Raw genomic sequence first — 21,515 nt, 5'->3', positions numbered from 1 at the left:
TTCGGGCGGCCGGGCGGCGCTCATGCGGGGCTCCTGCGTTGCAGCGCGTCACGCGCGTGGATGCGGTCGGAAAATTCGGTGCGCACGCCGTCGGCTTCCTGCCAGGCCTCGTGGCCCTTGCCGGCGATCAGCACCACGTCGGCGGGTGCCGCCTGGGCCAGGGTCTCGGCGATGGCGCGTGCGCGGTCGGGCTCGACCTGCGCGGCATCGGGGTCCGACAGGCCCAGCAGGATCTGGCCGATGATCGCGGCTGGCTTCTCGCTGCGCGGGTTGTCGCTGGTGATCACCACATGGTCGGCCTGCGTCTCGGCGACGGCGGCCATGAGCGGGCGCTTGGTGGCATCGCGGTCGCCGCCGCAGCCGAACACGCACCACAGCGCGCCGCCGCGCTGCGCGGCGAGCGGGCGCAGGCCGGCGAGCGCCTTGTCGAGCGCGTCCGGCGTGTGGGCGTAGTCGACCACCGCCAGCGGCCGGCCTGGCAACGCCACACGCTCCATGCGGCCCGGCACGCTCTGCAGGTCGCGGCAGGCATCGACCGCATCGGCCAACGTCATCCCGAGGGCGCGCAGCGCACCGATCACGCCGAGCAGGTTGGCCACGTTGTACTGGCCGATGAGCCGGGTCGACAGCGTCTGCGCGCCGGCCCCCTGCTCGACCACGTCGAAGCGCAGGCCCTCGGCGTCGTGGCGGATGTCCTGCGCCATCAGGCGCGCGGCGCCGCCGCCGGCCGAGACGGTCCAGAGGTCGAGTGCGCCGGTGCCGCGGTCGATCAGGTTCGCGACCAGCGTCGCGCCGTGCAGGTCGTCGATGTTGACCACCGCCGCGGCGAGGCCGGGCCAGCGGAACAGCTCGACCTTCGCCTCCCAGTAGGCGTCCATGCTGCCGTGGTAGTCGAGGTGGTCCTGCGTGAAATTGGTGAAGACCGCGACACGGATCTCGCAGCCGTCGAGCCGCCGCTCGGCGATGCCGATCGACGACGCCTCGATGGCGCAGGCGCCAAAGCCCTGCCGGACGAAGCCGCGCAATTCGCGCTGCAGCATCACCGGGTCGGGCGTGGTGAGGCCGGTATAGCGCAGCTCGGGCGGCACGCCGATGCCGAGCGTGCCGATCAGCGCGCACGGGCCGTGCCCCGGACGCTTCGACAGCGCCTCGGCCAGCCACCAGGCGGTCGAGGTCTTGCCGTTGGTGCCGGTCACCGCGATCAGCGGGATCTGGCTCGACGGCTGGCCGTAGAACGATGCGGCGATCGGCCCGGTGGCGGCTTTCAGGCCGACGTAGCTGGCGATCGGCTGACGCGCATCGAAGCCGAAGGCCTCGACACCTTCGCGCTCGACCAGACAGACCGAAGCGCCCTGCGCCAGCGCGGACGCCACATGCGCGCGCCCGTCGGTCGCGGCGCCCGGCCAGGCGATGAAACCGTCGCCGTCGCCGATGCGCCGGCTGTCGGCATGCAGGTCGCCGCCCACGCAGGAGCGCAGCCAGTGCGCGGCTTCGTTGGGGGTGCGGAGGTTCAGGTCGTCCATCAGAAGCTCTCGTCCACGCCTTGCGTGATGACCAGCGGCTTGACCGCGAGATCGGGCGCCACGTTCATCATGCGCAGCGTCTGCTGCACGACTTCGCTGAACACCGGCGCAGCGGCCAGGCCGCCGAAGTACTGGCCGTCGCTCGGCTCGTCGATCATCACGCCGACGATGATGCGCGGCTTCTCGATCGGCGCCATGCCGGTGAACCAGGCGCGGTACTTGTTGCTGGCGTAGCCCTTGCCGACCTGCTTGTGCGCCGTGCCGGACTTGCCGCCCACCGAATAGCCCACGGTCTGCGCGAGCTGGCCGGTGCCGCCGGGGCCGGCGGCCATCTGCAGCATCTTGCGCACCGCATGCGCGTTCTCGGCCGAGAACACGCGCACGCCGACCGCCGTGTCGGAACTCTTGAGCATCGTCACCGGGATGATGCTGCCGTCGTGCGCGAAGGCTGTGTACGAATGCGCCATTTGAAACAGCGACGCCGACAGGCCGTAGCCGTAGGCCATGGTGGCCTGCTCGACCGGCTTCCAGTTCTTCCACGGGCGCAGCCGGCCGGTCACGGCGCCGGGGAACTGCACCTGCGGCTTCTGGCCGTAGCCGAGCGCGGTGTAGGTGTCCCACATCTCGTGCGGCGTCATCTTCTGGGCGATCTTGAGCGCACCGACGTTGCTCGACTTCTGGATCACGCCCTCGACGGTGAGCGTGCCGTAGTTGTGGGTGTCGCTGATGGTGAATCCACCAATCTGATAACGGCCCGGGCTGGTATCGATCAGCGTCGACGGCTTCACGCGGCCAGCCTCGAGCGCCATGCCGATGGTGATCGGCTTCATGGTCGAGCCGGGCTCGAAGGTATCGGTGAGCGCGCGGTTGCGCAACTGCTCGCCGGTGAGGTTCTGGCGCCTGTCGGGCACGTAGCTGGGGTAGTTCGCAAGCGCGAGCACTTCGCCGGTGGTGCTGTCGAGCACCACCACGCTGCCGGCCTTGGCACGGCGCGCGATCACCGCGTCGCGCAGCTTCTGGTAGGCGAAGAACTGCACCTTGCTGTCGACCGACAGCTGGATGTCCTTGCCGTCGACCGGCGGCACCGTCTCGCCGACGCCTTCGACCACGCGGCCCAGGCGGTCCTTGATGACGCGGCGCGAGCCGGCCTTGCCGGCCAGGTCCTTGTCGAAGGCCAGCTCGATGCCTTCCTGCCCGTGGTCTTCCACGTTGGTGAAGCCCACCACGTGCGCCGCCGCTTCGCCTTCGGGGTACTGCCGCTTGTATTCCTTGCGCTGGTAGATGCCCTTGATGTTGAGGTCGGCGATCTGCTTGGCGATGGGCGCATCGACCTGGCGCTGGATCCAGACGAAGGTCTTGTCCTCGTCCTCGAGCTTCTTGTCGAAGTCCTTCTGCGCCATGCCCAGCAGCTTGGCGACCTGCCTGAGCCTGGCCTTCACGTCCGGGTCGTTGCGCTCGATGTCCTCCGGGATGGCCCAGATGCTGGGCGCCACCACGCTGGAGGCGAGCAGCAGCCCGTTGCGGTCGAGGATGCGGCCGCGGTTGGCCGGCAGCTCCAGCGTGCGTGCGAAGCGCACCTCGCCCTGGCGCTGGAAGAACTCGTTGTCGATCACCTGCACGTAGGCCGCACGCGCGGCCAGCACGACGAAGCCCAGCGCGATCGCGGCGACGATGAACTTGCTGCGCCAGACCGGCGTCTTGCTCGCGAGCAAGGGGCTGGTCGTGTACTGCACGCTGCGGCTGCGGCGGACCATCAACCGGTCCTCCGCGCTGTGCCCGATGTGCCTGGTTTCGCCGGTGCAGACGCCGCCGGCGCCGGAATCGGCGGGATCACCGTGCCGTCGGGCCGCACGTACTGCGTGATGGCCGGCGTGGTGGTGCGCATCTTGAGCTGCTCCTTGGCCAGCTTCTCGACGCGCAGCGGCGTGGCCTGCGCGCGCTTCTCGACCTGCAGGCGGTCGCCGTCGACTTCGAGGCGGCGCGCCTCGGTGTTGGCGCGATCGAGTTCGGTGTAGAGCAGGCGCGAGCGGTACTGCGTGTGCACCAGGAACATCGCCGTGGCCATCACGGCGATCAGCAGCAGGACGTTCAGGCGCGTCATGCGTCGGTCCTCTCGGCCACACGCAGGATGGCGCTGCGGGCGCGCGGGTTGGCGGCCACCTCGGCGTCCGACGGGCGGATGCGGCCCAGGGCGCGCAGCTTCATCACCTTCGGCGCGGCGAAGGGCGCACGGCGGTCGTAGACCTCCTTCGAGTGCGTCGCGATGAACTGCTTGACGATCCGGTCTTCCAGCGAATGGAAGGCGATCACCGCCAGCCGGCCGCCCGGCTGCAGCACCGCCAGGCTCGCGTCTAGCGCCTGTTGCAGCTCTTCAAGCTCGGCGTTGATGAAAATCCGAAGAGCCTGAAATGTGCGCGTTGCAGGGTTCTGGCCCTGCTCGCGGGTTTTGACCGCGCCAGCCACGAGCTCGGCCAGCTCGGTGGTGGTTGAAATTGGGCCCCGTTCTTGTCGGCGAGCATCAATCGCCTTTGCAATCTGAACAGCAAACCGTTCTTCGCCATAGTCACGGATCACCTCTGCAATCTGCTGGGTTTCGGCCGTTGCCAGCCAGTCGGCCACGCTCTCGCCGCGCGTGGTGTCCATGCGCATGTCGAGCGGGCCGTCGAAACGAAAAGAAAAACCCCGTGCGGGGTTGTCGATCTGCGGGGAGCTGATGCCCAGGTCCATCAGGAGCCCCGTCACGCTGCCCGGCGGCAACTCCCCCAGATCCTTGAAGCCCTGGTGCCGGATGGAAAAACGCGCATCGGTGATGCGCGCTGCTTCGGCCACCGCTTCCGCGTCCTTGTCGAACGCGATGAGCCGGGCCTCCGGCGCCAGCCTTTCCAGCAACAGCCGGCTGTGGCCACCGCGCCCGAAGGTCGCATCGACGTAGGTGCCGGCGAGCGGCTGCGGCCGGCCGGCGAGCAGCGCATCGACCGCCTCCTCGCGAAGGACGGTGGTGTGGGTGAAGGACGTGTCCAAGGCGGCGCTCGTCAAAAGGCGAGGTCCTGGAATGCTTCGGACTGCAGGCCGGCCTGGATCGCTTCGGCTTCCTTGGCGTCGTGCGTGGCCTTGTCCCAGAGCTCGAAGTGGCTGCCCATGCCGAGCAGCAGCGTGTCGCGCGCGATATTCGCGGCGGCGCGCAGTTCCGGCGACACCAGAATGCGGCCGGTGCCGTCCATGTCGACATCCATCGCATTGCCGAGGAACAGGCGCTTGAGCCACTGGTCCTTGAGCGGCATGGATGCGATGCGCTCGCGGAACTGCTCCCACGCAGGACGCGGGAAAATCATCAGGCAGCCGTGAGGGTGGCGCGTGATCGTGAGCTGACCGCCGGCCGTGGCAGCCAGCACGTCACGATGCCGGGTCGGCACTGAAAGCCGACCCTTCGCATCCAGACTCAGCGATGAAGCGCCTTGAAACACGGCCACGAACCCCTGTGGTGGGAACGGTCAGGCACCTCGACGAGACGCTATCCGACACTTTTTCCCACTTAACTGCACTTTTTTGCACTGTAGCAGGAAACCAAGGTACGACAGCAAGAGCCGTTGTCTATTTTTTGTAATGGAATCAACGACTTAGCGCGGTTTCCGAACGCTCGGAAACCGCGAATTCCGTTGCAAATTAAGCACTTAGCTCACGCAGTGAATGTGTTGCGTGAAGCGCCGACGCCGGGACGGTGGCCCGTCAAAGGATGAAGCGCGAAAGATCTTCGTCGTGACTTAGTGCCGCGAGCCGTTGCTCGACATAGGCCGCATCGATGCGCACCGACTGCCCGCCCAGCCGTGCGGCGTCGAAGCTCACCTCGTCGAGCAGGCGCTCCATCACGGTCGACAGACGACGCGCGCCGATGTTCTCCGTGCGCTCGTTCACCTCGAAGGCGATGCCGGCCAGGCGGGTGATGCCGTCGGGGGTGAAATCGAGCGTGACGCCTTCGGTGGCGAGCAGCGCCTGGTACTGCTTGACCAGCGAGGCGCGGGTCTGCGTGAGGATCGCCTCGAAATCGGCCACGGAGAGCGATTGCAGCTCCACGCGGATGGGAAAGCGCCCCTGCAGTTCGGGAATCAGGTCGCTCGGCCGGCTCAGGTGGAAGGCGCCGCTCGCAATGAACAGGATGTGGTCGGTGCGCACCACGCCGTACTTGGTGCTGACGGCCGTGCCCTCGACCAGCGGCAGCAGGTCGCGCTGCACGCCCTGGCGCGACACGTCGGCGCCCTGCGTGTCGGTGCGCGTGGCCACCTTGTCGATCTCGTCGATGAAGACGATGCCGTTCTGCTCGGCGTTGTGGATGGCCTGGGTGCGGATTTCTTCCTCGTTGACCAGCTTGCCGGCTTCCTCGTCGATCAACAGCCGCATGGCCTCGGCGATCTTGAGCTTGCGGGTCTTGCGCTTGGCCTGGCCGAGCTGGCCGAACATGCCCTTGAGCTGCTCGGTCATCTCTTCCATGCCGGCCGGCCCCATGATCTCGAGCGGCGCGCGCGTTTCCGCGAGGTCGAGCTCGATCTCCTTGTCGTCGAGCGCGCCTTCACGCAGCTTCTTGCGAAAGGCCTGGCGCGTGGCGTTGCCGCTGTCGACGACCGCGGCGCCCTCGGCACCGGTGCGCGCTGGCGGGAGCAGCACGTCGAGGATGCGGTCCTCCGCGGCGTCCTCGGCGCGCATGCGCACCTTGGCGCTCTCCTTCTCGCGGGTCTGCTTGACGGCGATCTCGGCCAGGTCGCGGATGATCGCATCGACGTCCTTGCCCACGTAGCCCACCTCGGTGAACTTGGTGGCCTCGACCTTGATGAAGGGTGCGTCGGCCAGGCGCGCCAGACGGCGGGCGATCTCGGTCTTGCCGACACCCGTGGGGCCGATCATCAGGATGTTCTTCGGCGTGATCTCCTGGCGCAACGCCGCGTCCACCTGCTGGCGCCGCCAGCGGTTGCGCAAGGCAATGGCCACGGCGCGCTTGGCGTCGGGCTGGCCGACGATGTGGTTGTCGAGCTCCGAGACGATCTCTTGGGGCGTCATCGACATGCCAGTTCTCCCGCAAGCTTGCCCTGCCCACATTCGAGAAACCGAGCACAGCCAGAGTCCAGGGATACCGCGGAACCGGCTTTGCCGGGCCGGTGGTATCGCCCCCTCGAGGGGGAGGCGCCGCAGGCGCTTCGGGGGTGGTATTTCATTTTCAGAGCGTCTCCACGGTGTGGTTCATGTTCGTGTAGATGCAGATTTCGCCGGCGATCTCCAGCGATCGCTTCACGATCTGCTCGGCCGTGAGGTCGCTGTGGTCGAGCAGGGCCTTGGCGGCGGCCTGCGCGTAGGCGCCGCCGGAACCGATGGCGACGACGCCGTCTTCGGGCTCGAGCACGTCGCCGTTGCCGGTGATGATCAGCGAGGTGGTGGCATCGGCCACCGCGAGCATCGCCTCCAGGCGGCGCAGCACGCGGTCGGTGCGCCAGTCCTTGGTGAGCTCGACCGCCGCGCGGGTCAGATGCCCCTGGTGCTTCTCGAGCTTGGCCTCGAAGCGCTCGAAGAGGGTGAAGGCATCGGCCGTGGCGCCGGCGAAGCCGGCGAGCACCTTGCCGTGGTGCAGACGGCGCACCTTGCGCGCCGAGCCCTTGATGACGATGTTGCCGAGTGTGACCTGCCCGTCCCCGCCGATGGCGACCTGGTCGCCTCCGGGAGTCTTGCGGCGCACGCTGATGATCGTGGTTCCGTGAAACTGTTCCATCGAAGCCATCTGGGGATGGCCCGGACCAATGCAAGGGACCGCCAGGCCCCGCACGGCGTCACGGCTAGTTTTCGCGCACCCGCACCAGCGCGTGGTCCGCGATGCCCACCACCTTGAAGAAGGCGGCGATCAGGCGGTGCGCATCGACGAACTGCACGCGCTGGCCATTGGCGTCGCGCTCGGTCACCCAGTGCAGCAGCGTGCCGGCCGCGGCGAGGTCCAGGCGCACGAGCGCCGTGCAGTGAATGGTCGCCGGCGCCGTCGGGTCGGCGATCTCGGCGTCGGCGATCTCGGCATCGAGACGGCGCCAGGTCGACGCCGACTCACCGCTCAGATCACCGGCCAGCGTCGCGCCCAGGATCTCCGGTGAACCGGTCGACGACGCCTGTGCCTGGCTGTCGATGCTCATGGCCATGGACAAGCCAGCCGGCCGGCTCGTCCCCGTCGACTCCACGGCGACATAGCGGCCCACCGGCTCTTCCCAGGGCGGCGGCGAGACTTCGTAGGTGATGCAGTAGTTGAGCGCGACCAGCTCGAAGAGGTCGACCTCGTTCATGAGCCGCAGCGCAGCCATGCGCAACTGCCACCAGGCCTCGTCGGTGTTGCGCTCGTTGGCAGGCGTGGCCTTCTCGAGCACGGCCAGCAGGCGCCCGGCGCCGACGAAGCGCACGTCGACCGGCGATGCCGACCAGTGCGCGAACAGCGACTTCAGCGGCCCGGCCGCGGCAAGATCGATGCCGCCGAGCAGGCGCCAATCGAGCGTCCACACCGAACCCGCGCCGCCCAGCGCACGCGTGAGCTCGACCAGGCCCTCCCGGTTGAGCTGCGCCGGGCTGCGCCAGTCGGCCGAATGCTGGCCCGTGGCCGCGACGCTGGTCTGCACCCCGCGCGCCAGGGCGCGCAACGACACCCACTCGGGGCCATTGCGCCTCATGCGCTGCGCATAGCGGGTACTGGCCGCCGCGAATTTCTCGGCGTCACCGACGGCGCGGTACAGATCGAGCAGCGCCAGCCAGATGTCGTTGTGGTCGTTCTGGGTCGCGTCGGACAGCAGGCTCTGCAGCAGGATCGACTCGGCGCCGGCATCGTCGCCATGCGCGAAGCGGATCGCGGCTTCGTCGAGCGCACTGTCGTACACCAGCAGCGGCACGGCTGCACTGGTCGCCCCGGCGGCGCCGGCCGGCGCTTCGGCGATCGCCGGCACGGTGCTGTCGGCGGCCTGCGGCGCCGTGTCGGCGTAAGCCCGGGCGCGCTGGGCCGCCAGGAGTTCGGGGTTGATCGACGGTTCGTCGTCGGTGGTGGTGGTCGTGGTGGTGGCGGGTGCGCCCTTCCACCACTGCTTGGACATCTGCGCCTCGATCTCGTCGATCTTCTTGAGCGTGAGGGCGCGCCCCTCGGTCTTGCCCGAGGTGCTGCTGAGGTTCAACGAGGACGGTTGCCCCGGGTCGCGCGCGCCGGCCGCCTCGCGCTGGCGCAGCTTGCGCAGCATGTCGAACTCCCGGCGGCGCACGAAATCGTTGCGCTGGCGCCGCTCGATCATCTCCTTGAGCATCTCGCGGCTGTAGCCGTTCTCGGTCGCGGCCGAATCCTGCGCATCCAGTTCGGCCCAATCCTTCAGCGGATTGCGCACGAACTTTGCCACTTTCGAGAGCAGGCGACCGGACTGTTCTTCCTTGGACATGCGGAGGTACGGAACTCAGGGCATCGATGGAGAGGTCATGTCGAGGAAGAAAAGGCGCCTAGTCTCCGAACATCTTCTGCTTGAGTTCCCGGCGTTGCTGCGCCTCGAGCGACAGCGTGGCGGTCGGGCGGGCCAGCAGGCGGCCGACGCCGATGGGCTCGCCGGTCTCGTCGCAGTAGCCGTAGTCGCCGGCGTCGATGCGCTGGATCGACTGCTCGATCTTCTTGAGCAGTTTGCGTTCGCGGTCGCGCGTGCGCAGTTCCAGCGCGTGCTCTTCCTCGATGGTGGCGCGGTCGGCCGGGTCAGGCACCACCACGGTGTCTTCGCGCAGATGCTCGGTGGTCTCGCCGGCGTTCTCGAGGATGCCGCGCTTGAGCTCGATCAGCTTCAAGCGGAAGAAGGCCATCTGCTTCTCGTTCATGTACTCGCTGTCGGGCATGGCGATGACTTCGGCGTCGCTCAGCTCCTCGACGGACTTGGTCTTCCAGTTGTTGGCGAGCTTCGGGTCTTTCTTGACCGCCATCGGAGGCGGCGGCACCAGTGCGGGCGAGGCGCTCTGCGTGAAGCTGGACTTGGCCGCCGTCGAGGCGACCGACTGCGCCATCGAGGGCACGGTCAATTGCGACAGGCGCGACACCCGGCCACCGCGCGTGGCCGGAGCGGGCGCGGCGGGGATCGAGGTGACGGGAGTTGTCGCCGGGGCGGAAGTGGAGGCGGCAGCCGTTTTTTTCATGGGGAGCGAAGGAGCAGGTGGTTCGGCACTGCGGCCGGTGGGTTTGGACGACGCGGCAGCCACGGAGGCTGCCTTCGATGTGCTTTTCGCCACAGCCTTGCGGGCCGGGGCGGGCGGAGCGGCTTTCACGGCGCGGACGGTCTTTGCCGGGGCCGCGCTGACTTTCTTGGCGGGAGCCGACGGGGCGGAAGCCTTTTTCGCCGACGACGCTGCCGACTTGGCCGCCGGCGTCTTCGGGACGACCGGCTTCAAGACAGGTTGGGCCTTCGCGGCAGGTTTCTTCACGGTGGCTGGCTCCTTCGACGAACTCGAATGCGCTTTCACTGGCTATCCCCCTGAAAGCCGTGCGGTTCTTCGACCTCACGACCCACACTGTCAGGTGCCCACCGGTGGCGAGCCCTCGGGGTTATACCCTTGAAAGCACGCCAGGAACGCACGCCCTCCTATGCCGGAAGTCACACCCTGGTCTTCTGAAGACCCGGGGCGGCTGCGGAACAGGCGCGCGATTGTATATAGATATGAAGCCGGCGGTCAGACCAGGCACTGCTCGAGGCCTTGCTCGAGAATCTCGCGCGGCAGCTCGATGCCGATGAACACCATCCGGCTCTGGCGGACTTCGTCGGCGCCCCATTCCGGACCCAGGTCGCTGCCCATCAGCTGGTGCACGCCCTGGAAGATCACCTTGCGGTCGGTGCCCTTCATGTTCAGCACGCCCTTGTAGCGCAGCATCTTCGGGCCGTAGATGTTGACGATGGCGCCCAGGAAGTCTTCCAGCCTGGCCGGGTCGAAGGCGCGGTCGGCCTTGTAGACGAAGCTCTTGACATCGTCGTCCGTGTGGTGATGGTGGCCATGGCCTTCGTGCGCATGCGACGGGTGGTCGCAATGCTCGCCATGCGCGTGGTCGTGGTCGTGCGGTTCGGTCTCTTCCTTCAGGAAGTCCGGGTCGATGTCGAGCTTGGCGTTCAGGTTGAAGCCGCGCAGATCGAAGATGTCCTTGAGCGGCACGTCGCCGAAATGCGCCTTCTGCTGGGGCGCGCGCGGGTTCATGTGCTTCAGGCGATGGATCAGCGCCTCGGTTTCCGCCTCGGAGACGAGTTCGCTCTTGCTGATGAATATCTGGTCGGCGAAGCCGACCTGGCGGCGCGCCTCCTGGCGGTCGTTGAGCTGCTGCGGCGCGTGCTTGGCGTCGACCAGCGTCAGGATCGAGTCGAGCAGGTAGCTCTCGGCGATCTCGTCGTCCATAAAGAAGGTCTGCGCCACCGGACCCGGGTCGGCCAGGCCGGTGGTTTCGATCACCACGCGGTCGAAGTCGAGCAGGCCCTGGCGCTTCTTGGCGGCCAGCAGCTGCAGCGCCTCGCGCAGGTCTTCGCGGATGGTGCAGCAGACGCAGCCGTTGCTCATCTGCACGATCTGCTCCTTCGACTCGGTCACCAGGATGTCGCTGTCGATGTTCTCTTCGCCGAACTCGTTCTCGATCACGGCGATCTTCTGGCCGTGCGCCTCGGAGAGGATGCGCTTGAGCAACGTGGTCTTGCCCGAGCCGAGGAAGCCGGTGAGGATGGTGGCGGGAATGAGGGCCATAGCGGGACTCCGAGAACGGGAAAGGCGGAAAGTTTAGCGACGCGGCCCGGCGGGCGCTGCGGCAGGGTCAAAGGCTACTTGCGCACCACCACGAGGCCTTTCAAGTACTCCCCTTCGGGAAACTCGATGGTCATCGGGTGGTCGGGCGCGGCACCCAGGCGTTCGCTGATGTACCCGTCCACCCCCGCGTCCAGGCCGGCCGAGGCCACGATCTTGTGGAACAGGTCGGCGCTGATGCCGCCCGAGCACGAGAAGGTCAGCAGCACGCCGCCGGGCTCGAGCAGCTTGAGCGCCAGCCGGTTGATGTCCTTGTAGGCCCGCGCGGCGCGGTCGGCATGGGCCACCGTGGGCGCGAACTTGGGCGGGTCGAGCACGATGGCGTCGAAGCGGCGGCCCTCCTCGATGAAGCGGCGCAGCGAAGCATTCACGTCGGCATCGAGGAACTGCGCGTTCGCGCCCTCGAAGCCGTTGAGCGCCAGGTTGGCGCGGGCGCGCTCGAGCGCCGGCAGCGACGAGTCGATCGAGGTCAGCTCGGCGCCCTCGACCGCGCCCGCCGCCTTCAGCCCGGCCAGCGCCGCGACGGTGAAGCCGCCCGTGTAGCAGAAGCAGTTGAGCACGCGGCGAAAGCGCCGGTGCTTCGCGATCTCGGCGAAACGCTGCCGGCTGTCGCGCTGGTCGAGGTAGAAGCCGGTCTTGTGGCCGGTCGCGATGTCGAGCGACAGCCGCCAGTCGTGCTCGCGGATCACCTGCTCGGTGGCGCCCTCCCCGCGCAGCCAGCCGGTGACGGGCTTCAGCCCTTCGCGCTCGCGGCCGCTCGCATCGGAGCGCTCATAGAGTTTGGCGAGCCCCGTCGCCGCCAGCAGCGCATCGGCCAGCACGTCCTTCCAGCGTTCGACGCCGGCCGAGCCGAACTGCGCGACCAAGGTGTCGCCGTAGCGATCGACGATCAGGCCCGGCAGCCCGTCGGCCTCGCCGTGCACGAGACGGATGCCGTCGCTTTGCAGATCGAAATAACTGCGGGCGCCGACGGCGCGGACGCACAGCGATGCCAGGAACGCCGCGTCGATGCGCTGTGTCTCGACGAAGCTCCAGGCGCGTGCGCGGATCTGCGAACTCGGGCTGAACGCCGCCCACGCGAGGAATTGGCCGTCGTGCGACTCCACGCGCACCGTTTCGCCGGGATCGGCGCCACCGCGTGCAATGGCGGATTCGAAAATCCATGGGTGGCGGCGCAGCAGCGACTTTTCCTTGCCGGACTTGAGGCGGAGTGTTTTCATTTGTTGTCGTCTTTGGCCTTCGCCCGTGGATGCGCGGCATCGTAGGCCTTGGCCAGGTGCTGGAAATCCAGCCGTGTGTAGACCTGCGTGGTCGTGATGTTGGCGTGGCCGAGCAGCTCCTGCACCGCGCGCAGGTCGCTGCTCGACTGCAGCACATGGCTGGCGAAGGAATGGCGCAGCATGTGCGGGTGCACCGCCGCCGGCAGCCCGGCCTTCAGGCTGCGCGCCTTGACCCGCTGCCAGACCGACTGCGCCGAGAAGCGCGTGCCGTTGCGGCCGATGAAGAGCGCCGCCGCGGCGGCCGGGTCGCGCAGCAGGGCGGCCGGCAACGCCGCGCACCGGTCGCGCACCGCCAGCCAGGCGTGCAGGGCTTGCGCCGCCTTGCCGCCGACCGGCACGCTGCGCCGCTTGCTGCCCTTGCCCAGCACCTGCGCCTCGCCGGCGTCGAGGTCGACCCAGCCGCGCGCGTCCTGGCTGGCATGCACGTCGAGCCCGACCAGCTCGCTCACGCGCAGGCCGCAGCCGTACAGCAGCTCGACGATGGCGCGGTCGCGTGCCTCGGTCCACGGATCTGCGTCGGGGTCGTGCAGCTCGGCCAGCTGCACCGCGTCGTCGACCGCCAACGCCTTGGGCAGCGGACGCGCCGCCTTCGGCGCGCGCACGTCCTGCACCGGGTTGAAGGGCACCAGCCGCTGCTGCCCGAGCCAGCGGAAGAAGCTGCGCCAGCACGACAGCACCAGCGCGATGCCGCGCGGCTCGCGCCCGGCGCTGTGCATCTGCGCCATCCAGCGGCGCACGTGCGCGGCGGCGACGCGGTCGACCGGCAACTGCGCTTCGGCCATCTTCACGGCCAGTGCCCGCAAGTGCTCGGCGTAGATGTCGAGGGTGCGCTCGGCCAGTCGGCGCTCGACGCGCGCGTGCTCGAGGTAGCGCTCGATCAGCGCCTCGGCGGCAGGGGCGCGCAGGTCCGCCCCGGTGTCCTCAGAAGTAGCCATGGAGGGCATTGTTCACGATGGCCAGCGGTTCGCGCAGCGCGCCGCGAAAACGCATGCCCCAGCGCTGCCAGCAGGAGGTGGGCGCGGCGGCGTACTGCACGTCGAAGTCGCGCGCGAAACCGCTGGCACGCGCCAGCCGCTCGACCCGCCACAGGTGGTAGGGCTCCGACACCACGATCACCCGCCGCACGCCCGCCTCGCGCAGCACGGCGGCGGACATCGCGAGGTTCTCGCGCGTCGAGTTCGACCGGCTTTCGCGCAGCACCGGCCCGGTGTAGCCGATGGCGCGCGCATGCACGTCCATCACCTGCGATTCGATGCGGCCGTCCTCATGGTCGATGCCGCCCGACATCACGAGCCGCGGCACCAGCCCGGCCCGGGCCAGGGCGACCGCCGTGTCGACACGGCCGGTGAGACAGGGGTTGGGCGCGCCGTCGCGGTAGGCGCGGTTGCCCAGCACCAGCACGGCATCGGCCGGCCGGGGCGTGGCGGCGAGCACGGTCTCGGCCCGCTGCCAGATGGTGACGGCGATCCACGCATAGACCGCCATCCCCGCCAACGCGCCCAGGGCGAGCACGCGCAGCGCAGTCCGCACCGTGCGCCAAGGCCGGCGCGCCGGCCTCAAGGCCGCAGGCGCGACAGCGCGGCCGACGCGAATTCGGCGATGCGCTCGAGAAAGTCGGTGCCCATGTCCGGGTTGAAGCGCTGCGCATCGGGCGACGCCAGCACCAGCAGGCCGAAGGCCGGCGCCTCGGGCTCGGCGCGCAGCGGGATCAGCGCGATCGACACCGCCGCGCGTGCGTCGTCCAGCCAGGCCGTGGCCTCCAGCCCGGCGTTCAGGCCGCAGTAGGGCGCGGTCAGCGAGGTGGCGAAGGCCTTGACGTCGTCGCTGACCCACTGGGCATAGGGCTCGTTGCCGTAGGCCGCATCGCAGTCCCACACCTTGATGGCGATCTGCGGCACCATGAAGAGCGCCTGCAGTTCGCTGGCCATCTGCAGCGGCAGGCCGCGCGGGTCGCGTGCGGTGAGCAGGCCGCGCGTCCAGCGCTGCAGCCGGTCGGCCGTGACCACGTTCTCGGTGCCATGGCGCACCATGTCCATCACGCGGTGTTCCAGCGCCTTGATCTTCTCGCGCAGCATCTCGGCCTGGCGCTCCTGCAGGCTCACCGCGCGGTTGCCGTGCGGGCTGGTCAGCTGGACCTGAGCCAGCAGCTGCGCATGGCGCTCGAAGAAGTCGGGCGTGTTCGCCAGGTAGTCGGCGATGTCGTCTTCGGTGATCGGGTTCATGGCGGCGTTGTTGTTGTGGGGCATGGTCATAGTTCGTCGGGGACGTCGATCTCGCCTTCGAAGACGGTGATGGCGGGGCCGGTCATGCGCACCGACTGGCCCACGCCGTGCCACTCGATGGTGAGGATGCCGCCGCGCGTCTCGACGTCGACACGGTGGTCGAGCCGCCCGAGGCGGATGCCCGCCACCACGGCCGCGCAGGCGCCGGTGCCGCAGGCCAGCGTCTCGCCGGCGCCGCGCTCGTACACGCGCAGCCGCACATGGGTGCGGTCGACGATCTGCAGGAAGCCCGCGTTGACCCGCTGCGGAAAGCGCGGGTGGTGTTCGATCAGCGGGCCCTGCTCGGCCACCGCTGCGGTCTCGATGTCGTCGACGATCTGCACGGCGTGCGGATTGCCCATCGACAGGATCGCGAAGGGCACGATCGCGCCTTCGGCGTGGGTCGAGAGCGTCAGGTGCCAGGTCTCCCAGTCGCCATCGGGCTGCGGGTCGATCCCGGCGTCGTCGAAGGGGACGCGTGCCGGCTCGAAGACGGGCGGGCCCATGTCGACGGTGACGCGGCCGTCGTCGCCCATGCGCGGCTCGATCACGCCCGAGAGCGTCTGCACACGCACCGCGTCCTTGGTCGTCAGGCCGTGTTCGCGCACGAAGCGAAGGAAGCAGCGTGCGCCGTTGCCGCACTGTTCCACCTCCCCGCCGTCGGCGTTGTGGATCACATACTGGAAGTCGATGCCCTCGGCTGGCGAGGGCCGTACCGTGAGGATCTGGTCGGCGCCGACGCCGAAATGGCGGTCGGCCAGGAACTGGTACTGCGCGGCCGACAGGCCGAGCGGCGCGCCGGTCTCGTCGAGCACGACGAAGTCGTTGCCGGCACCCTGCATCTTGGTAAAGCGGATTCGCATCGGCGGATTATCCGCCGCGCGTCGGACAACACCGATCCCCTTTCTTCTCGAAAACCCACTCGCGGGGGCGCGGCGCCGACCCTAGACTGGGCTCGACGCCCGGCGCCTGGGCGCCGAGCGCAAGGAGGACAACGATTTGGCTGATTGGTTCGCGTGGTTTCCGGCCTGGGCTTGGGTGGCTGCGGCCCTCGGCGTTCTGGCCGTCGCCGTCTGGGTGGTACGCGTGCGCCGGCCGCGCGAATCGTCGGTGGTCACGCTGGTGCGGCGTCGGCGCGAGTTGATGGCGCAGCTGCAGCAACTCGCGGGCGAAGAGACCGCCGAGCTGATGCGCCATGAATCGCGTCGGCTGCGTGCCGGCCCCAACACCATCGCGGTGCTCGAAGCCGCGCTGGACCGCGCCGAACGCCTGACGGCGAGCGGCGAACTCGGCCCCAACAAGACACGCAAGGCCTGACTCGGTCAGTGGCCGAGCCGTGCGGCCAGGAAGTCCAGGAAGCACGCGATGCGCGACGCCAGCTGCGTGTTGCGGTAATACACCGCGTTGAGCGGCTGCCGCACGTCCACCGTGTCCTTCGCCAGCAGCTGCACCAGATCGCCGCGCGCGCGGTCGCCCGCGGTCATGAAGTCCGACAGGCACACGATGCCCGCGCCCTGCAGCGCCAGCTGACGCAACGTCTCGCCGCTGGACGCCGTGATGTCCGGGGCGATCGGCCATTCGTCGCCGTGCGCGCCGCGCAGCGGCCAGCGGTTGAGCGACTCCGGCTGCGTGAAACCGAGCAACGTGTGCTGGCCGAGCGACGCCACGCTTTTGGGCCGACCGTATTCCGCCAGATAGGCCGGGCTCGCCAGCACGCGGATGCGGCTGGTGCCCAGCGAGCGCGCGTGCAGCGTGGAGTCGCGCAGCGCGCCGATGCGGATCGCGATGTCGGTGCGCCGCTCCAGCAGGTCGATGTTGAGCTCGTCGGTATCGAGTTCCAGCGTGATCTGCGGGTAGGCCCGGCGGAAGTCCGGCACCAGCGGCACGACGGCATGCAGCATGAAGGGCGTCGCCGCATTCACCCGCAGCCGGCCGGCGGGCTTCTGCCGGCGCGCAGCCATCTGCTCCTCGGCCTCGTCGATCGCGCCCAGGATCGCGCGGCAGTGCGCCAGGAAGGCGGCGCCCTCTTCCGTGAGCGCGATGCGGCGCGTCGTGCGGCGCAGCAGCGTGGTGTCGAGCTTCTTCTCGAGCCGGCCGAGCGCACGGCTCATGCCCGACACCGTCTGGCCCAGCCGGTCGGCGGCGGCCGTGATCGAGCCGGTGTCGACCACGGCCACGAAGGCCTGCAGTTCGTCGAGGGTGGTTTTCATGGGGTACTCCGCGGTCCGATGCGGCCGATTATTGATCTCCAGGCAAGTATCTTTGGCCAGTCACCCTCTTTTTCTGCAAAGGCGTCGGCTTCAGACTCCCGCCATTCCAAGGAGTTTTCCCATGCCCATTGCATTGCTCGCGCTGACCCTCAGCGCATTCGCCATCGGCACGACCGAGTTCGTGATCGTCGGCCTGCTGCCCACCGTGGCGGCCGACCTCGGCATCGGCCTGCCCTCGGCCGGCCTGCTGGTCAGCCTGTACGCACTCGGCGTGGCGGTCGGCGCGCCGGTGCTCACCGCCCTGACCGGCAAGGTGCCGCGCAAGGCACTGCTGCTCGGCCTGATGGCGCTCTTCACCGCCGGCAACCTGCTGGCCTGGCAGGCGCCCAGCTACGAGACGCTGGTGGCGGCGCGCATCCTCACCGGCCTGGCGCACGGCGTGTTCTTCTCGATCGGCTCGACCATCGCCACCGGCCTGGTGCCCAAGGAGAAGGCCGCGAGCGCCATCGCGATCATGTTCACCGGGCTCACCGTCGCGCTGGTCACCGGCGTGCCGCTGGGCACCTTCATCGGCCAGCATTTCGGCTGGCGCGAGACCTTCCTGGCCGTCTCGGCGCTGGGGGTGATCGCCTTCATCGGCAGTTGGCTCTTCGTGCCCAACAACATCCGCCACAGCGCGCCGGCCTCGCTGGTGCAGCAGGCCAGGGTGCTGGCCGAACCGCGGCTGCTGCTGGTGTACGCCAAGACGGCCATCGGCTACGGCGGCTCCTTCATTCCCTTCACCTTTCTCGCGCCTATCCTCACCGACGTGTCGGGCTTCAGCGCCGGCGCGGTCGGCTGGGTGATGCTGGTGTACGGTGTGTCGGTCGCGGCGGGCAACATCGGGGGCGGCAAGCTGGCGGACAGGATGGGGCCGATCCCGGCGCTGAAGATCATCTTCGCGCTGCTGGCCGCCGTGCTGCTCGTCTTCCAGTTCACCGCGCCGCACAAGTGGCTGGCGCTGGCCACCGTGCTGGCCTGGGGCGCGGTCGCCTTCGGCAACGTGCCGGGCCTGCAGGTCTACGTGGTGAAGCAGGCAGAACGCTTCACGCCGCAGGCGGTCGATGTGGCCTCGGGCCTGAACATCGCGGCCTTCAACCTCGGCATCGCCGGCGCGGCCTGGGCCGGCGGCCTGATCGTCACGCACCTGGGGCTGATGCACACGCCGTGGATTGGCGCCCTGGTGGTGCTGGTTTCGCTGGCGCTGACCCAATGGAGCGGAAAGCTCGACCAACGCAGCGGCATCCCCTTACGCACCGACGGCCCGATGCCGGTCGGCCACTGATCACTTTTCAAAGGACAACGACACCATGAACACCAACACCATCCCCGCCTTCGGCCTCGGCACCTTCCGCCTGAAAGACCAGGTCGTCATCGACTCGGTCAAGACCGGCCTCGAACTCGGCTACCGCCTGGTCGACACGGCGCAGATCTACGGCAACGAAGCCGAGGTCGGCCAGGCGATCGCCGAGAGCGGCGTGCCGCGCGACGACATCTTCATCACCACCAAGATCTGGACTGCGAACTACGCGAAGGACAAGCTGGTGCCGAGCCTGAAGGAAAGCCTGCAGAAGCTGCGCACAACCCACGTCGACCTGACGCTGATCCACTGGCCCTCGCCGAAAAACGAAGTGCCCGTCGCCGAGTTCATGGGCGCGCTGATGGACGCCAAGGCACAGGGCCTGACGACGCGCATCGGCATCTCCAATTTCACCATCGCGCTGATGAAGGAAGCCATCGCCGCGGTCGGCGCGGAGAACATCGCGACGAACCAGATCGAGCTGTCGCCCTTCCTGCAGAACCGCAAGGTGGCCGACTTCGCGAAGAGCCAGGGCATCCACATCACCTCCTACATGACGCTGGCCTACGGCAAGGCACTGAAGGACCCGGTGATCGAAGCCATCGCGAAGAAGCACACAGCGACGCCAGCCCAGGTGGTGCTGGCCTGGGCGATGCGGCTGGGCTATGCCGTGATCCCGTCGTCGACGAAGCGCGAGAACCTGGCGAGCAACCTGCTGGCACAGCAGTTGAAGCTCGGCGAGGCCGACATGGCACAGATCGCCGCGCTCGACCGCAACGAGCGCCTCACCAGTCCAGAAGGCCTGGCGCCAGCCTGGGACTGAGTGGGCGGCGATGCCGACGGCGCAAGGCCACGGCACGCCCGTGTCCGTTGGTCGTCGGCATGTTTCAGTTGAAGCACGGGCTTGCGCGCGCGCAATGCCCCTGCAACAGCGGCTGGCGACAGTAGAGGCTCTGCACCGGCGCACTTCTGCACCGATGCGGTCCCCGACGCCAACACGCCGCCTTCAACCCCAGGAGTCTCCATGACCGATCTCGCCGCCGCCAAGAAGCACCGCCTCGCACCGCTGACCACGCCCACGCCCCTGGGCGCGGACGCCACCCGCGACATCTCCGCGGAACTCAACGCCCTGCTGGCCGACACCTTCGCGCTGTACTTCAAGACCAAGAACTTCCACTGGCACATGTCGGGCCCGTCGTTCCGGGACTACCACCTGCTGCTCGACGAGCAGTCGGACCAGATCTTCGCGACCGTCGACCCGATCGCCGAGCGTGTGCGCAAACTCGGCGGCACCACGCTGCGTTCCAGCGGCCACGCCGTGCGCCTGCAGCGCCTGAGCGACAACGACGCCGACTTCGTGACGCCGGCCGACATGCTGGCCGAGCTGAGCCAGGACAACCAGCGCGTCGCCGCCTTCATGCGCGAGACGCACGCCCTGTGCGACCGCTACGGCGACGTGGCCACCGCCAGCCTGCTGGAAGTGTGGATCGACGAGGCCGAGCGCCGCACCTGGTTCCTTTTCGAGGCGGGTCGTCAGAGCTGAACGTTCTGAATCAGGCGATGCGGCCGAACCAGAGCATCGACAGCGCGGCGGCCGCCATCGCCAGCAGGGCCGAGGCCAACGCGAACACCGCGCTGATCTCGGTCTCGCGCGTGAGCACCTGCACGCGCGAGCCCAGGTTCTCGTAGACGCTGCGCAGCGCCTCGGCGGTGCCGGCGTGGTGGTAGTCGCCGCCGGTCATCCGCGCGACCTCTCGCAGCGTGGGCTCGTCGAGCTTCATGTAGATCGCCATGCCGTCGGGCGCGGACACATCGCCCTCGACCGTGCCCAGCCCCACCACATGCACCCGCACGCCGCGGTCGGCGGCCATCTTCGCGGCGGCCAGCGTGTCGACGCCGGTGGTGCGGCGGCCGTCGCTCAAGAGGATGATCGCCGCCGAGTTGTACGAGCCCGGCGCCACCGGCGTGAACGGCGGGCGCGGCGGCCTGGCCTTGTCGTCCAGGCTGCGCGCCCGCGGGTTGCCGTTGCTGCCGGCGTTCATGTCGGCAAGCTCGATGCCCTGGTCGGGAAACAACTCCGCCAGACACAGCACGATGGCGTTGCCCACGGCCGTGCCCATCTGCATCTGGAAGCCGTCGATCGCCGTCACCAGCGCGTCGCGGTCGAGCGTCGCGCGCTGCGCGACCTGGCTGCTGCCGGCGAAGGTGACGAGCCCGACCTCGATGGTCTTGGGGACCTCCTGCAGGAAGCGCTTGGCCGCGTCCTGCGCGGCCACCAGGCGGGTCGGCTTGACGTCGCTCACGCGCATGCTGAGCGACACGTCGATGGCCAGCATGACCGTGGTGCGCGCCCAGGGCAGCGGGACACGCGCCACCGGCCGCGCCGCTGCCAGCAGCAGGCCCGCGAAAGCCAGCAGCAGCAACGCGGGTGGCAGGTGCCGCCGCCATTGGCGCCCGGCCACCGCCGCCTGCACCACGCCCAGGCTGCTGTAGCGCAAGGCGGCCTTGTTCCGCCGGCGCAGCAGCCACAGGTAGGCAGCCGGCATCAGCGCCAGCAGCAGCAAGAACCAGAGATACCCAGGCCAGAGGAAGAACATGGCGACGCTTGGCGGTGAACTCGTCGGCAACCGCGACCTGGCGCCGACGACCGGCGCCAGACTTTCTCGCAGTGCAACACCATCCTGCCCGCGAAGGATTCATCGCGCAACCGCCACATGGCGGGTGGGCCGCACGTCGAGGCGGCCCCTCGCGTGCACCCGGCGCTGCGACACCGCTCAGCGCTGGAGCGTCTGCGCCTCTTTGGCGAGCGCGACGGCCCGCTCCAGCTCGACCAGCGACAAGGTGCCCTGCAGATCGACTTCGCCGACGCGCACGCTCGCCAGGGCGGCCTGCGCAGCGGGGCCGCTCAGCCATGCGAAGGCCGACGTGATGGTGCCGCCGCCGAACCTGGCGCGCAGCGCGGACGCGGCGGCACGGCTCACCTCGGCAAAGGCCGCCTGGTCCGGTGCCTCGGAGGCCGCGCGAACCAGCAGGCAGAAGGCCTCGAGCTTGTCGGCCTCTACACGCAGCCGGCGGTCGCGTCCGGCGCTCATGGGTGC

The 21,515-nt window shown here is 68.8% G+C and carries 23 protein-coding genes; 5 read left to right on the top strand and 18 right to left on the bottom strand.

The genetic code is table 11. The features are described from left to right. Positions 1 to 20: 20 nt before the first annotated feature. From N8A90_RS22750 to dksA, 9 genes are all read right to left on the bottom strand, one after another. On the bottom strand, positions 21 to 1,523 hold the full coding sequence (locus N8A90_RS22750; protein WP_262077500.1) for a UDP-N-acetylmuramoyl-L-alanyl-D-glutamate--2,6-diaminopimelate ligase: 1,503 nt from the start codon (positions 1,521 to 1,523) through the stop codon (positions 21 to 23). Then, the gene (locus N8A90_RS22745; protein ID WP_262077499.1) at positions 1,523 to 3,277 is read right to left on the bottom strand and encodes a peptidoglycan D,D-transpeptidase FtsI family protein; all 1,755 of its coding nucleotides are present in this window, start codon (positions 3,275 to 3,277) and stop codon (positions 1,523 to 1,525) included. Before N8A90_RS22745 ends, N8A90_RS22750 begins: the two co-directional genes overlap by 1 nt. After that, positions 3,277 to 3,624, bottom strand: a complete 348-nt coding sequence (ftsL, locus tag N8A90_RS22740) for a cell division protein FtsL (protein WP_262077498.1) — start codon at positions 3,622 to 3,624, stop codon at positions 3,277 to 3,279. Before ftsL ends, N8A90_RS22745 begins: the two co-directional genes overlap by 1 nt. Then, complete coding sequence (gene rsmH / locus N8A90_RS22735) at positions 3,621 to 4,544, bottom strand: 16S rRNA (cytosine(1402)-N(4))-methyltransferase RsmH (RefSeq protein ID WP_262077497.1); 924 nt, start codon at positions 4,542 to 4,544, stop codon at positions 3,621 to 3,623. The genes ftsL and rsmH overlap by 4 nt, the downstream gene beginning before the upstream one ends. 11 nt (positions 4,545 to 4,555) lie before the next feature. After that, positions 4,556 to 4,987, bottom strand: coding sequence for a division/cell wall cluster transcriptional repressor MraZ (gene mraZ / locus N8A90_RS22730; protein ID WP_262077541.1), 432 nt, complete (start codon positions 4,985 to 4,987; stop codon positions 4,556 to 4,558). 262 nt (positions 4,988 to 5,249) lie between these two features. Next, positions 5,250 to 6,578: an ATP-dependent protease ATPase subunit HslU gene (hslU, locus tag N8A90_RS22725; protein WP_262077496.1), complete on the bottom strand. Its 1,329-nt coding sequence runs from the start codon at positions 6,576 to 6,578 to the stop codon at positions 5,250 to 5,252. Between the two features lie 151 nt (positions 6,579 to 6,729). Next, entirely contained in the window at positions 6,730 to 7,275 is a 546-nt protein-coding gene (gene hslV / locus N8A90_RS22720) for an ATP-dependent protease subunit HslV (protein WP_262077495.1), read from the bottom strand. A 64-nt stretch (positions 7,276 to 7,339) separates the two neighbouring features. Next, positions 7,340 to 8,956, bottom strand: a complete 1,617-nt coding sequence (locus N8A90_RS22715) for an STAS domain-containing protein (protein WP_262077494.1) — start codon at positions 8,954 to 8,956, stop codon at positions 7,340 to 7,342. A gap of 58 nt (positions 8,957 to 9,014) precedes the next feature. Next, the gene (dksA, locus tag N8A90_RS25430) at positions 9,015 to 9,479 is read right to left on the bottom strand and encodes an RNA polymerase-binding protein DksA (RefSeq protein WP_410087735.1); all 465 of its coding nucleotides are present in this window, start codon (positions 9,477 to 9,479) and stop codon (positions 9,015 to 9,017) included. On the opposite strand from dksA, the gene N8A90_RS25425 reads away from it, so the two are divergent. Next, a complete protein-coding gene (locus N8A90_RS25425) occupies positions 9,469 to 10,107 on the top strand; it encodes a hypothetical protein (RefSeq protein WP_316044034.1) in 639 nt (212 codons plus the stop codon). The genes dksA and N8A90_RS25425 overlap by 11 nt on opposite strands. A gap of 113 nt (positions 10,108 to 10,220) precedes the next feature. Here N8A90_RS25425 and N8A90_RS22705 read toward each other — a convergent pair whose 3' ends face one another. The 6 genes from N8A90_RS22705 to dapF form a co-directional block, all read right to left on the bottom strand. Continuing rightward, positions 10,221 to 11,270, bottom strand: coding sequence for a CobW family GTP-binding protein (locus N8A90_RS22705; protein ID WP_262077493.1), 1,050 nt, complete (start codon positions 11,268 to 11,270; stop codon positions 10,221 to 10,223). Between the two features lie 74 nt (positions 11,271 to 11,344). Further along, positions 11,345 to 12,547 (bottom strand): class I SAM-dependent rRNA methyltransferase, encoded by a 1,203-nt coding sequence (locus tag N8A90_RS22700; protein ID WP_262077492.1) that lies wholly within the window; start codon positions 12,545 to 12,547, stop codon positions 11,345 to 11,347. Next, complete coding sequence (locus tag N8A90_RS22695) at positions 12,544 to 13,551, bottom strand: tyrosine recombinase XerC (protein WP_410087734.1); 1,008 nt, start codon at positions 13,549 to 13,551, stop codon at positions 12,544 to 12,546. The genes N8A90_RS22700 and N8A90_RS22695 overlap by 4 nt, the downstream gene beginning before the upstream one ends. Next, entirely contained in the window at positions 13,529 to 14,137 is a 609-nt protein-coding gene (locus N8A90_RS22690) for a YdcF family protein (RefSeq protein WP_262077490.1), read from the bottom strand. Before N8A90_RS22690 ends, N8A90_RS22695 begins: the two co-directional genes overlap by 23 nt. Positions 14,138 to 14,163: 26 nt before the next feature. After that, on the bottom strand, positions 14,164 to 14,853 hold the full coding sequence (locus N8A90_RS22685) for a DUF484 family protein (protein WP_410087733.1): 690 nt from the start codon (positions 14,851 to 14,853) through the stop codon (positions 14,164 to 14,166). A 2-nt stretch (positions 14,854 to 14,855) separates the two neighbouring features. Continuing rightward, positions 14,856 to 15,731 (bottom strand): diaminopimelate epimerase, encoded by an 876-nt coding sequence (dapF, locus tag N8A90_RS22680; protein WP_262077488.1) that lies wholly within the window; start codon positions 15,729 to 15,731, stop codon positions 14,856 to 14,858. 136 nt (positions 15,732 to 15,867) lie between these two features. Between dapF and N8A90_RS22675 the strand changes: the two genes are divergently transcribed. Continuing rightward, positions 15,868 to 16,185 (top strand): hypothetical protein, encoded by a 318-nt coding sequence (locus tag N8A90_RS22675; protein WP_262077487.1) that lies wholly within the window; start codon positions 15,868 to 15,870, stop codon positions 16,183 to 16,185. A gap of 5 nt (positions 16,186 to 16,190) precedes the next feature. Here N8A90_RS22675 and N8A90_RS22670 read toward each other — a convergent pair whose 3' ends face one another. Next, positions 16,191 to 17,078, bottom strand: a complete 888-nt coding sequence (locus N8A90_RS22670) for a LysR family transcriptional regulator (RefSeq protein WP_262077486.1) — start codon at positions 17,076 to 17,078, stop codon at positions 16,191 to 16,193. 121 nt (positions 17,079 to 17,199) lie between these two features. Between N8A90_RS22670 and N8A90_RS22665 the strand changes: the two genes are divergently transcribed. The 3 genes from N8A90_RS22665 (at position 17,200) to N8A90_RS22655 (ending at position 19,960) form a co-directional block, all read left to right on the top strand. Continuing rightward, entirely contained in the window at positions 17,200 to 18,402 is a 1,203-nt protein-coding gene (locus tag N8A90_RS22665; protein ID WP_262077485.1) for an MFS transporter, read from the top strand. A gap of 25 nt (positions 18,403 to 18,427) precedes the next feature. Continuing rightward, positions 18,428 to 19,240: a 2,5-didehydrogluconate reductase DkgB gene (gene dkgB / locus N8A90_RS22660; protein ID WP_262077484.1), complete on the top strand. Its 813-nt coding sequence runs from the start codon at positions 18,428 to 18,430 to the stop codon at positions 19,238 to 19,240. 201 nt (positions 19,241 to 19,441) lie between these two features. Beyond that, complete coding sequence (locus N8A90_RS22655; RefSeq protein WP_262077483.1) at positions 19,442 to 19,960, top strand: Dps family protein; 519 nt, start codon at positions 19,442 to 19,444, stop codon at positions 19,958 to 19,960. A gap of 10 nt (positions 19,961 to 19,970) precedes the next feature. Here the strand turns inward: N8A90_RS22655 and N8A90_RS22650 are convergent, their stop codons facing one another. Together N8A90_RS22650 and N8A90_RS22645 are read right to left on the bottom strand one after the other, a co-directional pair. Further along, positions 19,971 to 21,014: a VWA domain-containing protein gene (locus N8A90_RS22650; protein ID WP_262077482.1), complete on the bottom strand. Its 1,044-nt coding sequence runs from the start codon at positions 21,012 to 21,014 to the stop codon at positions 19,971 to 19,973. Positions 21,015 to 21,191: 177 nt separating this feature from the next. Then, positions 21,192 to 21,509, bottom strand: a complete 318-nt coding sequence (locus N8A90_RS22645; protein ID WP_262077481.1) for a hypothetical protein — start codon at positions 21,507 to 21,509, stop codon at positions 21,192 to 21,194. Between the last annotated feature and the right edge of the window lie 6 nt (positions 21,510 to 21,515).

The sequence above is a fragment of the Variovorax sp. N23 genome (assembly GCF_025486315.1).
Lineage (GTDB): Bacteria > Pseudomonadota > Gammaproteobacteria > Burkholderiales > Burkholderiaceae_C > Variovorax.
This window is presented reverse-complemented; position numbering and strand designations above follow the sequence as displayed.

Coding starts and splice junctions, on each gene's coding strand:
- hslU (WP_262077496.1), bottom strand. CDS start 6,578: ATGTCGATGACGCCCCAAGAGATCGTCTCGGAGCTCGACAACCACATC.
- N8A90_RS22705 (WP_262077493.1), bottom strand. CDS start 11,270: ATGGCCCTCATTCCCGCCACCATCCTCACCGGCTTCCTCGGCTCGGGC.
- dksA (WP_410087735.1), bottom strand. CDS start 9,479: ATGGCGGTCAAGAAAGACCCGAAGCTCGCCAACAACTGGAAGACCAAG.
- N8A90_RS22695 (WP_410087734.1), bottom strand. CDS start 13,551: ATGCCCTCCATGGCTACTTCTGAGGACACCGGGGCGGACCTGCGCGCC.
- N8A90_RS22665 (WP_262077485.1), top strand. CDS start 17,200: ATGCCCATTGCATTGCTCGCGCTGACCCTCAGCGCATTCGCCATCGGC.
- N8A90_RS22650 (WP_262077482.1), bottom strand. CDS start 21,014: ATGTTCTTCCTCTGGCCTGGGTATCTCTGGTTCTTGCTGCTGCTGGCG.
- N8A90_RS22715 (WP_262077494.1), bottom strand. CDS start 8,956: ATGTCCAAGGAAGAACAGTCCGGTCGCCTGCTCTCGAAAGTGGCAAAG.
- dapF (WP_262077488.1), bottom strand. CDS start 15,731: ATGCGAATCCGCTTTACCAAGATGCAGGGTGCCGGCAACGACTTCGTC.
- N8A90_RS22750 (WP_262077500.1), bottom strand. CDS start 1,523: ATGGACGACCTGAACCTCCGCACCCCCAACGAAGCCGCGCACTGGCTG.
- N8A90_RS22700 (WP_262077492.1), bottom strand. CDS start 12,547: ATGAAAACACTCCGCCTCAAGTCCGGCAAGGAAAAGTCGCTGCTGCGC.
- N8A90_RS22745 (WP_262077499.1), bottom strand. CDS start 3,277: ATGGTCCGCCGCAGCCGCAGCGTGCAGTACACGACCAGCCCCTTGCTC.
- N8A90_RS22670 (WP_262077486.1), bottom strand. CDS start 17,078: ATGAAAACCACCCTCGACGAACTGCAGGCCTTCGTGGCCGTGGTCGAC.
- N8A90_RS22645 (WP_262077481.1), bottom strand. CDS start 21,509: ATGAGCGCCGGACGCGACCGCCGGCTGCGTGTAGAGGCCGACAAGCTC.
- N8A90_RS22655 (WP_262077483.1), top strand. CDS start 19,442: ATGACCGATCTCGCCGCCGCCAAGAAGCACCGCCTCGCACCGCTGACC.
- ftsL (WP_262077498.1), bottom strand. CDS start 3,624: ATGACGCGCCTGAACGTCCTGCTGCTGATCGCCGTGATGGCCACGGCG.
- hslV (WP_262077495.1), bottom strand. CDS start 7,275: ATGGAACAGTTTCACGGAACCACGATCATCAGCGTGCGCCGCAAGACT.
- N8A90_RS22685 (WP_410087733.1), bottom strand. CDS start 14,853: ATGCCCCACAACAACAACGCCGCCATGAACCCGATCACCGAAGACGAC.
- dkgB (WP_262077484.1), top strand. CDS start 18,428: ATGAACACCAACACCATCCCCGCCTTCGGCCTCGGCACCTTCCGCCTG.